Origin of the sequence: Pseudomonas sp. COR18 (assembly GCF_048568395.1) — a bacterium.
In the GTDB taxonomy this organism is placed as follows: Bacteria; Pseudomonadota; Gammaproteobacteria; order Pseudomonadales; family Pseudomonadaceae; genus Aquipseudomonas; species Aquipseudomonas fuscovaginae_B.
Window position 1 is genome coordinate 4650555 of record NZ_CP183808.1, and the last position, 13055, is coordinate 4663609.

Annotated in this window: 1 protein-coding gene; it reads left to right on the plus strand. The window is 67.4% G+C overall.

Annotated elements, in window-relative coordinates; all coding sequences use genetic code 11:
• Positions 1 to 7 precede the first annotated feature (7 nt).
• On the plus strand, positions 8 to 13021 hold the full coding sequence (locus tag ACM62G_RS21520) for a non-ribosomal peptide synthetase (protein WP_419735499.1): 13014 nt from the start codon (positions 8 to 10) through the stop codon (positions 13019 to 13021).
• Positions 13022 to 13055: the final 34 nt, after the last annotated feature.

Consider the following 13055-nt stretch of genomic DNA (forward strand, 5'->3'; position numbering starts at 1 on the left):
AATCCCCATGATTGACGCGTTCGAACTCCCCAACACCCTGGCCCAGGCCCTTCAGCGCCGTGCACTGCAGACCCCGGACCGACTGGCGCTGCGGTTTCTCGCCGAAGACAAGGAGCAGGGCGCGGTCCTCAGTTACCGCGACCTCGACCTGCGGGCACGGACCATCGCCGCCGCCCTGCAGGCCAATGCGCAACTGGGGGATCGGGCGGTCCTGTTGTTTCCCAGCGGCCCGGACTATGTCGCGGCGTTCTTCGGTTGCCTGTACGCCGGAGTGATCGCCGTGCCGGCCTATCCGCCGGAGTCGAGCCGTCGTCATCACCAGGAGCGGCTGCTGTCGATCATCGCCGATGCCGAGCCGCGCCTGGTGCTGACCAGCGCCGACCTGCGCGAACCGTTGCTGCAGATGGACGAGCTGTCGGCCGCCGATGCGCCACGCCTGCTGTGCGTCGACACCCTCGACAGCGCGCTGGCCGACAACTGGCGTGACGCCGGCGTGCAGCCGGACGACATCGCTTTCCTGCAGTACACCTCCGGTTCCACCGCGATGCCCAAGGGCGTGCAGGTCAGCCACGGCAACCTGGTCGCCAACGAGGTGCTGATCCGCCATGGCTTCGGCATCGACCTCAATCCCGACGACGTGATCGTCAGCTGGCTGCCGCTGTACCACGACATGGGCCTGATCGGCGGGCTGCTGCAGCCGATCTTCAGCGGCGTGCCGTGCGTATTGATGTCGCCGGCCTACTTCCTTGGTCGACCGCTGCGCTGGCTGGAGGCGATCAGCGAATACGGCGGCACCATCAGCGGCGGCCCGGACTTCGCCTACCGCCTGTGCAGCGAGCGGGTCAGCGAAACCGCCCTGGCGCGGCTCGACCTCAGCGGCTGGCGGGTGGCGTACTCCGGCTCCGAGCCGATCCGCCTCGATACCCTGGAGCGTTTCGCCGAGAAGTTCGCCCCCTGTGGCTTCAGCGAGCAGAGTTACTTCGCTTCCTACGGCCTGGCCGAAGCCACCCTGTTCGTCGCCGGTGGCCAGCGTGGCCAGGGCATTCCCGCGCTGCGGGTCGATGAAGCGGCGCTGGCGCAGAACCGTGTGCAACCGGGCGATGGCAGCCCGATCATGAGTTGCGGCAGCAGCCAGCCCGAGCATGCGGTGCGGGTGGTCGAACCGGGCAGCCTGCAGGTGCTCGGCGAAAACGCCGTCGGCGAAGTCTGGGCCGCCGGCCCGAGTATCGCCCACGGCTACTGGCGCAACCCCGAGGCCTCGGCCAAGACCTTCGTCCAGCACGAGGGGCGGACCTGGCTGCGCACCGGTGACCTTGGCTTCATGCGCGAGGGCGAGCTGTTCATCACCGGACGTCTGAAGGACATGCTGATCGTGCGTGGGCACAACCTGTACCCCCAGGACATCGAGCAGACCATCGAACGTGAGGTGGACGTGGTGCGCAAGGGCCGCGTCGCCGCTTTTGCCGTGACCCGCGATGGCCAGGACGGCATCGGCATCGCCGCGGAAATCAGCCGCAGCGTGCAGAAGATTCTGCCCGCCGACGCGTTGATCAAGCTCATCCGTCAGGCGGTGGCCGAGGCCTACCAGGAAGCGCCGAGTGTGGTGGTCCTGCTCAATCCGGGCGCCTTGCCGAAAACCTCCAGTGGCAAGCTGCAGCGTTCGGCCTGCCGCAACCGGCTGGCTGACGGCAGCCTCGACAGCTACGCACTGTTTCCCGACCAGGCTGCTGCGTCGGACGAAGTTTCCGAGACCGTGGTCGATGAGCTGCAGGCGCTGATCGGGCGGATCTGGCAGGAACAGCTGCAAGTGGACAAGGTCGCGGCCGACGACCATTTCTTCCTGCTGGGCGGCAACTCGATCCTCGCCACCCAGGTGGTCGCTCGCCTGCGTGAAGCGCTGGGCATCGAGCTGAACCTGCGCCTGCTGTTCGAGGCGCCGACCCTGGGGGCCTTTGCCGCCCAGGTGGCCCGCCAGCAACAGGATGGCGGCGCGGCCCAAGGTACCATCGTGCAACTGTCGCGCAGCCAGGAGCTGCCGCAGTCCCTGGCGCAGAACCGCCTGTGGTTCCTCTGGCAACTGGACCCGCAGAGCAGCGCCTACACCATTCCCGGTGCCCTGCGCCTGCGTGGCGAGCTGGATGAGGCGGCGCTGCGCAGCAGCTTCGAGCGACTGATCGAACGCCACGAGTCCCTGCGTACCCGCTTCTACGAGCACGATGGCCAGGCCATGCAGCGCATCGACGCCAGCGCCACGTTCGACCTGCAACTGATCGACCTCGGCGACCTGCCGGCGGACCAGCGCGAAGCCCGTGCCCGGCAGATCCGCGAGGATGAGGCGCGTACCCAATTCGACCTGGAGAAGGGCCCGCTGTTGTGGGTGACCCTGGTTCGCCTGGACGACCAGGAGCACCAGTTGCTGGTGACGATGCACCACATCATCGCCGACGGCTGGTCGCTGAATATCCTGATTGACGAATTTGCCCGACTGTACGCGGCCGCAGCCCAGGGCCAGGTGGCCGAACTGGCCCCGTTGCCGTTGCAATACGCCGACTATGGCAGTTGGCAGCGCCAGTGGCTGGCCCAGGGCGAAAGCCGGCGGCAACTGGCGTACTGGAAAGAGCAACTGGACGGTGAGTTGCCGCGCCTCGACCTGGCTACCGACCACCCGCGTTCGGCACAGAAGCGTCACAGTGCAGCGCGCCTGAACCTGCGCCTGGATGCCGCCCTCAGCGCGGCGGTGTGCCAGACCGCCCAGGCCTGCGAGTCGACGCCTTTCATGCTGCTGCTGTCGGCGTTCCAGAGCCTGCTGTTCCGCTACAGCGGCCATCGCGACATCCGCATCGGTGTGCCGAGCGCCAACCGTCCGCGCCTGGAAACCCAGGGGCTGATCGGTTTCTTCATCAATACCCTGGTACTGCGCGCCGGGCTGGAGGCGCGGTTGCCGTTCGTCGAACTGCTAGCGCAGACCCGCCAGGCCACCCTCGACGCCCAGGCCAACCAGGACCTGCCGTTCGAGCAACTGCTCGAAGCCTTCCCCGAGGCGCGCGAGCAGGGCCTGTTCCAGGTCATGTTCAACCACCAGCAGCGCGACCTGGGCGCCTTGCGTCGGTTGCCGGGGCTGCTCGCCGACGAGTTGCCGTGGCACAGCCGCGAAGCCAAGTTCGACCTGCAACTGCACAGCGAGGAAGATCGCAGCGGCCGCCTGAGCCTGGCCTTCGACTACGCCGACGAGTTGTTCGACGAGGCGACCATCGCCCGTCTGGCCGAGCATTTTGTCAGCCTGCTGCAACAGGTCACCCGCCAGCCGGAGCAGGCTATCGGTGACCTGCAACTGTTGACCGCCACTGAGCGTGAGCAGCAGGCCGCGTGGGGTGTCGCTCCCTGCACCCCGGCCGTCGAGTGGCTGCCGGAACTGCTCAACCGCCAGGCACAACTGACCCCGCAGCGTACCGCCCTGGTCTGGGACGGAGGCCGCCTCGACTTCGCCGAACTGCATGCCCAGGCCAACCGCCTGGCCCACTACCTTCGCGACAAGGGCGTCGGCCCGGATGTGCGGGTGGCCATCGCCGCCGAGCGTTCGCCGCAACTGCTGATCGGCCTGCTGGCGATCATCAAGGCTGGCGGTGCCTATGTGCCGCTGGACCCGGACTACCCGCGCGAGCGCCTGGCCTACATGCTCGCCGACAGCGGCGTCGAACTGCTGCTGACCCAGAGCCACCTGCTTGACAGCCTGCCGGTGGCGGCGGGTGTCAGCGCGGTGGCGATGGACCTGCTCAAGCTCGACAACTGGCCGAGCCAGGCGCCGGGCCTGCACCTGCACGGCGACAACCTCGCCTACGTGATCTACACCTCCGGTTCCACCGGCCAGCCCAAGGGCGTCGGCAATACCCACGCGGCATTGGCCGAGCGCTTGCAATGGATGCAGGCGACCTACGCCCTGGACGCCGGCGACGTGCTGATGCAGAAGGCGCCGATCAGTTTCGACGTCTCGGTCTGGGAGTGCTTCTGGCCGCTGATCACCGGTTGCCAACTGGTCATCGCCGGCCCGGGCGAACATCGCGATCCCTATCGCATCGCGCAACTGGTGCAGACCTTCGGCGTAACCACGCTGCACTTCGTGCCGCCGCTGCTGCAACTGTTCATCAACGAGCCGCAGGTGGCCCGGTGCGCCAGCCTGCGCCGGCTGTTCTGCGGTGGCGAGGCGCTGCCGGCCGAGCTGCGCAACCGGGTACTGGAGCAGTTGCCACAGGTTCAACTGCACAACCGCTATGGCCCGACCGAAACCGCGATCAACGTCACTCACTGGCACTGCCAGGCGAGCGATGGCGAGCGTTCGCCGATCGGCCGGCCGCTGGGCAACGTGACCTGCCGGGTGCTCGATGCCGAACTGAATCCGCTGCCCAACGGTGTGCCGGGCGAACTGTGCATCGGCGGGATCGGCCTGGCCCGTGGCTACCTGGGTCGCGCCGGGCTGACCGCCGAGCGTTTCGTCGCCGATCCGCTGGGCGCTGCCGGCGAACGCCTGTACCGCACCGGCGACCGCGCGCGCTGGGCCGCCGATGGCGTGCTGGAATACCTCGGCCGCCTCGACCAGCAGGTCAAGCTGCGCGGTTTCCGTGTCGAGCCCGAGGAAATCGAGGCGCGCCTGCTGGCGCTGGAAGGCGTGACCCAGGCCGTGGTGCTGGTACGCGACACGCTGGCCGGTGCCCAACTGATCGGCTACTACACCAGCCCGGGCAGCAGGGTGGCTGAACAGCAGCAGAGTGCTGCGCTCAAGGCTGCCCTGGCCGCCGAGCTGCCGGAGTACATGGTGCCGGCGCAACTGCTGCGCCTGGATGAAATGCCCCTGAGCCCCAGCGGCAAGCTGGACCGCAAGGCCCTGCCGGAACCGCAGTGGCAGGTGCGCGAACACATCGAGCCGGTGACTGCGCTGCAGCAGCAGATCGCTGCGATCTGGCGCGAAGTGCTGGGCCAGCCGCAGGTCGGTCTGGGCGACGATTTTTTTGCCCTTGGCGGTCATTCGCTACTGGCCACCCAGATCATTTCCCGTACCCGCCAGGCCTGCGATGTCGAGCTGCCGCTGCGGGTGCTGTTCGAGGCACCGGAGTTGGCCGCGTTCGCCGAGCAGGTGCAACAGCTCCAGGCATCCGGCCGCCGCAACCAGCAGGCGGCCATCGGCCTGGTCGATCGCAGCCAGACGGTGCCGCTGTCCTACTCCCAGCAACGCATGTGGTTCCTCTGGCAGATGGAGCCGGACAGCCCGGCCTACAACGTCGGCGGTATGGCGCGCTTCACCGGCGTGCTCGATGTTGCCTGCTTCGAGGCCGCGTTGCAGGCGCTGATCCAGCGCCATGAAACCCTGCGCACCACCTTCCCCAGCCGCAACGGTGTGGCCCACCAGCAGGTTTCGGCCGAAACCGCGGTACGCCTGGCCTGGAAGGACTTCTCCGCCCTCGACCGTGAAGCGCGTGAGCAACGCCTGCAACAGCTGGCCGACAGCGAGGCGCACCAGCCGTTCAACCTGGAGACCGGGCCACTGCTGCGGGCCTGCCTGGTCAAGGCCGCAGAGCAGGAGCACTATTTCGTCCTGACCCTGCACCATATCGTCACCGAAGGCTGGGCGATGGACATCTTCGCCCGTGAACTGAGCGCGCTCTACGAGGCCTTCATCGACCAACGCCCGTCGCCGCTGCCACCGTTGCCGGTGCAGTACCTGGACTACAGCGTCTGGCAACGGCAGTGGCTGGAGTCCGGCGAGCGCCAGCGTCAGCTGGACTACTGGACTGCGCAACTGGGCAACGAACACCCGCTGCTCGAACTGCCGAGCGACCGCCCACGGCCGCCAGTGCAAAGCCACCGTGGCGAGCTGTACCGCTTCGACCTCAGCGACGAGCTGGCCGCCCGGGTACGTGCCTTCAACACGCAGCAGGGTCTGACCCTGTTCATGACCATGACCGCTGCGCTGTCGGTGCTGCTCTACCGCTACAGCGGCCAGACTGACCTGCGCATCGGCGCGCCGGTGGCCAACCGCATCCGTCCGGAAAGCGAAGGGCTGATCGGCGCCTTCCTCAACACCCAGGTGCTGCGCTGCCAGCTCGACGGGCAGATGAGCGTCGGCGAGTTGCTCGAACAGGTCCGGCACACCGTGATCGAAGGCCAGTCCCACCAGGACCTGCCGTTCGACCACCTGGTGGAGGCCCTGCAGCCGCCGCGCAGTGCCGCCTACAACCCGCTGTTCCAGGTGATGTGCAACGTCCAGCGCTGGGAGTTCCAGCAGAGCCGGACCCTGGGCGAGATGCGCGTCGAGTACCTGGTCAACGATGCCCGGGCGACCAAGTTCGACCTCAACCTGGAAGTCACCGACCTCGACCATCGCCTGGGCTGCTGCTTGACCTACAGCACCGACCTGTTCGACGAGCCGCGCATTGCCCGCATGGCCGCCCACTGGCGCAACCTGCTGGAGGCGCTGATCGGTGACCCGCAGCAGCGCCTGAGCGAGTTGCCGCTGTTGCAGGCCGACGAGCAGCAGGCGCTGTTCGCCAGCCTGGGGGCGGAAGCCGGCGAGCAGCGGCTCGACCAGTGCATCCATCAGTTGTTCCGGCAACAGGCCGAGGCTCGTCCCGACGCGCCGGCACTGACTTTTGCCGGCCAGACCCTCAGCTATGCCGAGCTCAATGCCCAGGCCAACCGCCTGGCCTGGCGCCTGCGTGAGCAAGGCGTAGGCCCACAGGTGCGGGTCGGCCTGGCGCTGGAGCGCTCGCTGGAGATGGTGGTCGGCCTGCTGGCGATCCTCAAGGCCGGTGGCGCCTATGTGCCGCTGGACCCGGAATACCCGCTGGACCGCCTGCACTACATGATCGCGGACAGCGGCGTCGGCCTGCTGTTGAGCCACCGTGCGCTGCTGGAGGCCCTGGGGCCGCTGCCGGCCGGTGTCGCGCAGTGGTGCCTGGAGGAGGATGGCCCGGCGTTGGCCGGCTATCCGGCCGAGGAACCACCGTTCATCAGCCTGCCGCAGCACCAGGCCTACCTGATCTACACCTCCGGCTCCACCGGCAAGCCCAAGGGCGTGGTGGTATCCCATGGCGAAATCGCCATGCACTGCCAGGCGGTGATCCGTCGTTTCGACATGCAACCGGACGACTGCGAACTGCATTTCTATTCGATCAACTTCGACGCCGCCACCGAGCGCCTGCTGGTACCGTTGCTCAGCGGCGCCCGGGTGGTGCTGCGGGCCCAGGGCCAGTGGGACGCCGAGGAAATCTGCCAACTGATCCGCCAGCAGCAGGTCAACATCCTCGGTTTCACCCCGAGCTACGGCAGCCAACTGGCCCAATGGCTGGCGACCCAGGGGCAGATCCTGCCGGTACGCATGTGCATCACCGGCGGCGAGGCGCTGACCGGCGAACACCTGCAACGCATTCGCGCGGCGTTCCAGCCGAGCCTGTTTTTCAACGCCTACGGGCCGACCGAGACCGTGGTCATGCCACTGGCCAGTCTGGCACCGCAGCAGTTGGAAGAGGGCGCGGGCAGCGTGCCGATCGGTACGGTGGTCGGTGCGCGGGTGGCTTACATCCTCGACGCCGACCTGGCCCTGGTCCCGCAGGGGGCCACCGGTGAACTGTATGTGGGCGGGGCCGGCCTGGCCGTCGGTTATCACCAGCGTCCGGCGATCACCGCCGAGCGTTTCGTCGCCGATCCGTTCGGTGCCGAGGGCGCGCGCCTGTATCGCACCGGTGACCTGGTGCGCCAGCGGGCCGATGGCCTGGTGGAATACATGGGCCGGATCGACCACCAGGTGAAGATCCGTGGTTTCCGTATCGAGCTGGGGGAAATCGAAAACCGCCTGCTGGAGCACGCGGCGATTCGCGAGGCGGTGGTGCTGGCGCTGGACGCGCCGGGCGGCAGGCAACTGGCCGCCTACCTGGTCAGCGACGTTGCGGCGCAGGATGATGCGCAACAGTTGCAACTGCGCGAAGCGCTCAAGGCGCACCTCAAGAGCCAGTTGCCGGACTACATGGTACCGGCTCACCTGATCCTCCTGGAAAGCATGCCGCTGACCGCCAACGGCAAGCTCGACCGTCGGGCACTGCCAGCACCGGACCCCGAGCTGAACCGCCAGCAGTACGTGGCGCCGAGCAACGAGCTGGAGCAGCACCTGGCCGGTATCTGGCGTGATGTGCTGAACGTCGGCCAGGTCGGTCTGAATGACAACTTCTTCGAACTGGGCGGCGACTCGATCCTGTCGATCCAGGTGGTCAGCCGTGCGCGGCAACTGGGCATTCACTTCAGCCCACGCGATCTGTTCCAGCACCAGACCGTGCAAAGCCTGGCGGCGGTGGCGACCTACAGCGAGCGCATCACGGCCGAACAGGGCCTGCTCGGCGGCGAGTCGAGCCTGACGCCGATCCAGCACTGGTTCCTCGACAGCGACATCCCCGAACGCCAGCACTGGAACCAGGCGCTGGTGCTGGAGCCGGTCCGTGCCCTCGAACCCCGTGCCCTGGAGCAGGCTCTGGCGGCCCTGCTGGAGCATCATGATGCGCTGCGCCTGGGCTTCACCGTCGAGGCGGGCCAATGGCGTGCCGAATACCGCGTGCCGGACCAGGCCACTCTGCTGCAACAGGTGCAGGTCACGGCGCTGAGTCAGTGCACGGCGCTGTTCACCGAGGTGCAACGCAGCCTCGACCTGCAACACGGGCCGCTGTTGCGCGCGTTGCTGGTGGAGGGCCCGCAGGGCGAGCAACGTCTGCTCCTGGCGATTCACCACCTGGTGGTCGACGGTGTGTCCTGGCGCGTGCTGCTGGAAGACCTGCAGAACGCCTACCGCCAGGTACTGGCTGGCGAAGCGGTGCAACTGCCGGCGAAAACCAGCTCCCTGCGCGACTGGGCGAACCGCCTGCAGGCTTATGCCGGCAGTGAATCGCTGCGTGAGGAGCTGGCGCTGTGGCAGGCGCAGTTGGCCGGTCCGGCCCTCGACCTGCCGTGCGAACGCCCTGAGGGCGGCCGGCAGAATCGACATGCCGAAACCGTCAGCGTGCGTCTCGATGCGACGCGCACCCGGGCCCTGCTGCAACAGGCGCCGAGCGCCTACCGTACCCAGGTCAACGACCTGCTGCTGACCGCCCTGGCGCGGGTTATCTGCCGCTGGACCGGCCAGCCTTCGGCCCTGGTACAACTGGAAGGCCACGGCCGCGAGACCCTGTTCGACGAAATCGATCTGACCCGCACCGTCGGCTGGTTCACCAGCGCCTACCCGGTGCGCCTGACGCCGCTGAACATCGAGGAAGCGGCCGGGCAGGGCGACTCGATCAAGGCGATCAAGGAGCAACTGCGCGGCGTGCCGCACAAGGGCCTGGGCTACGGCGTGCTACGCTACCTGGCCGAGCCGTCGCTGCGTGAGGCGATGGCGAGCCTGCCGCTGGCGCCAGTCACTTTCAACTACCTGGGACAGTTCGACCAGAGTTTTGGCGACGAGGCGCTGTTCCGGCCGCTGGAAGAGTCGGCGGGCGAAGCCCATGGCGCCGAGGCACCCCTGCCCAACGAACTGAGCATCGACAGCCAGGTCTACGGCGGTGAGCTGGTGCTGCGCTGGACCTTCAGCCGCGAGCGCTTCGACAATGCGACCATCGCCGAACTGGCCGAGGCCTACCTGGGCGAACTGGGCAGCCTGGTCGAACACTGCCTGCGCGACGACGCCGGCGGCCTGACTCCGTCCGACTTCCCGCTGGCCCGCCTGACCCAGGCGCAGCTGGATACGCTGCCGGTGGCCGCCGCGCAGATCGAGGACGTCTACCCGCTGACGCCGATGCAGGAAGGCCTGCTGCTGCACACCCTGCTGGAGCCGGGGACCGGCCTGTACTACATGCAGGACCGCTACCGGATCAACAGCGAACTCGACCCGCAGCGTTTCGCCCAGGCCTGGCAGGCGGTGATCGCCCGCCATGAAGCCTTGCGTGCGTCGTTCTGCTGGAACGTCGGCGAGGACATGCTGCAGGTTATCCACAAGCCCGGCGGCACGCCGTTCGAATACCTGGACTGGAGCGCCGAGGCCGAGCAACGGCAGGAGCCGCGCCTGCAGCAACTGCTCAAGAGCGAACGCGAGGCCGGTTTCGATCTGCTGCGCGAGGCGCCCTTCCACCTGCGCCTGATCAAGGTCGGGGAGGCGCGCTACTGGTTCATGATGAGCAACCACCATATCCTGATCGATGCCTGGTGCCGTTCGCTGCTGATGAACGACTTCTTCGAGATCTATACCGCCCTGGGCGAAGGTCGTGAAGCGCAGCTGGCACCGCCGCCGCGCTACCGCGACTACATCGGCTGGCTGCAGCACCGCGACCTGGCCGAGGCCCGGCGCTGGTGGAAAGGCAACCTGCAGGGCTTCGAGCGTGCCACCCCGATCCCGAGCGACCGACCGTTCCTGCGTGAACACGCCGGCGACAGCGGCGGCATGGTGGTGGGCGACCGCTACACTCGTCTCGACCCGCGTGACGGCGCGCGCCTGCGGGAACTGGCGCAGCAGCACCAGTTGACAGTCAACACCTTCGCCCAGGCGGCCTGGGCCCTGGTCCTGCGCCGGTTCAGCGGCGATCGCGACGTACTGTTCGGCGTCACCGTGGCCGGGCGTCCGGTGGAGATGCCGCAGATGCAGCGCACCGTCGGCCTGTTCATCAACAGCATCGCGCTGCGGGTGAAGTTGCCGGAGGAGGGTGCCGGCTGCAGCGTGCGCGACTGGTTGCACGGACTGCTGGAGCGCAACATGGAGCTGCGCGAATACGAATACCTGCCGCTGGTGACCATCCAGGAGCAGAGCGAGCTGCCCAAGGGCCAGCCGCTGTTCGACAGCCTGTTCGTGTTCGAGAACGCGCCGGTGGAAGTCTCGGTGCTGGACCGGGCGCAGAGCCTCAACGCCACCTCTGACTCGGGGCGTACCCACACCAACTTCCCGTTGACCGCGGTCTGCTACCCGGGCGACGACCTGGGGCTGCACCTGTCCTACGACCAGCGTTACTTCGAGGCCGAAAGCGTCGAACGCCTGCTGGGCGAGTTCAAGCGCCTGCTGCTGGCGCTGGTGGAGGGTTTCCATGGCGACATGGACGAGTTGCCGCTGTTGGGGGCCGAGGAGCGCGAGTTCCTGCTCGAGGGTTGCAACCAGAGTGCCCGTGAGTACCCGTTGGAGCACAGCTATGTGGCGTTGTTCGAGGCGCAGGTCGCCGCGCACCCGCAACGCATTGCCGCGACCTGTCTCGACCGGCAGCTCAGCTACGAGCAGTTGAACCAGGCCGCCAACCGCCTGGGCCATGCCCTGATGGCCGCCGGGGTCGCGCTCGACCAGCCGGTGGCGCTGCTGGCCGAGCGCGGTCTGGATCTGCTGGGGATGATCGTCGGCAGCTTCAAGGCCGGCGCCGGCTACCTGCCGCTGGACCCGGGCCTGCCGAGCCAGCGCCTGAGCCGGATCATCGAGCTGAGCCGCACGCCGTTGCTGGTCTGCACGGCAGCCTGCCGTGCCCAGGCCGAGGCGCTGCTACAGGAACTGAACGGCGAACGGCCACGACTGCTGGTCTGGGAAGACGTGCAGCAGGGTGCGTACCCGCTGGTCAACCCGGGCATCCACAGTGGGCCGGACAACCTCGCCTACGTGATCTACACCTCGGGTTCGACCGGCCTGCCCAAGGGCGTGATGGTCGAGCAGCGTGGCATGCTCAACAACCAGTTGAGCAAGGTGCCGTACCTGCAACTGGCCCCGTCGGACGTGATTGCCCAGACCGCTTCGCAGAGTTTCGACATCTCGGTCTGGCAGTTCCTCGCCGCACCGCTGTTCGGGGCGCGGGTGGACATCGTGCCGAATGCGATTGCCCATGATCCGCAAGGGTTGCTCGAGCATGTCCGGCAGCAACGGATCACCGTGCTGGAAAGCGTGCCGTCACTGATCCAGGGCATGCTGGCCCTGGACCACATCAGCCTCGACGGCCTGCGCTGGATGCTGCCGACCGGCGAAGCGATGCCGCCGGAACTGGCGCATCAGTGGCTGCTGCGTTATCCACAGGTCGGGCTGGTCAATGCCTACGGCCCGGCGGAGTGTTCGGACGACGTGGCATTCTTCCGCGTCGACCTGGCCTCGACCCGTGGCAGCTACCTGCCGATCGGCACGCCGACCGACAACAACCGCCTGTACCTGCTCGACGGTGCCGATGAACTGGTACCGCTGGGGGCGGTGGGTGAGTTGTGCGTGGCCGGCACCGGTGTCGGTCGCGGTTATGTCGGCGATCCGCTGCGCACGGCTCAGGCGTTCATCCCGAACCCGTTCGGTGCGCCGGGCGAGCGGCTGTACCGCACCGGCGACCTGGCACGTCGGCGTAGCGATGGCGTGCTGGAGTACGTCGGCCGGATCGACCATCAGGTGAAGATCCGTGGTTATCGGATCGAGCTGGGGGAAATCGAGGCGCGTCTGCACGAGCAGCCGGAAGTTCGCGAAGCGGCGGTGGGTGTCCAGGAGGGCGTCAACGGCAAGCATCTGGTCGGCTACCTGGTGGCGACCGACTCGGCGCTGGGCCAGGCCGACAGCCTCGACCGGATCAAGCAGCGCCTGCGCGCCGAACTGCCGGAATACATGGTGCCGCTGCACTGGCTATGGTTGGAGCGCCTGCCGCTCAACGCCAACGGCAAGCTCGACCGCAGGTTGTTGCCGGCGCTGGAGATCGGCCAGTTGCAGGGCCAGGACTACCTGGCACCGCGCAACGAGCTGGAGCAGACGCTGGCGGCGATCTGGGCCGAGGTGCTTAAGGTCGAACGGGTCGGTGTGCGGGACAACTTCTTCGAGCTGGGCGGGCATTCGCTGCTGGCTACGCAGATCGCGTCGCGGGTGCAAAAGACCCTGCAGCGCAATGTGCCGTTGCGGGCGATGTTCGAGTGCAGCACGGTGGAGGAATTGGCCGGCTATATCGACGGTTTGCAGGCCGATGGGATCAGCGAGGAGAAGGTCGATCGGCTGAGCGACCTGATGGCGGAGCTGGAGGGGCTGTAAAACCCTGAGACACTTGTCGATCGCTCCCATGCTC

Coding starts and splice junctions, on each gene's coding strand:
- ACM62G_RS21520 (WP_419735499.1), top strand. CDS start 8: ATGATTGACGCGTTCGAACTCCCCAACACCCTGGCCCAGGCCCTTCAG.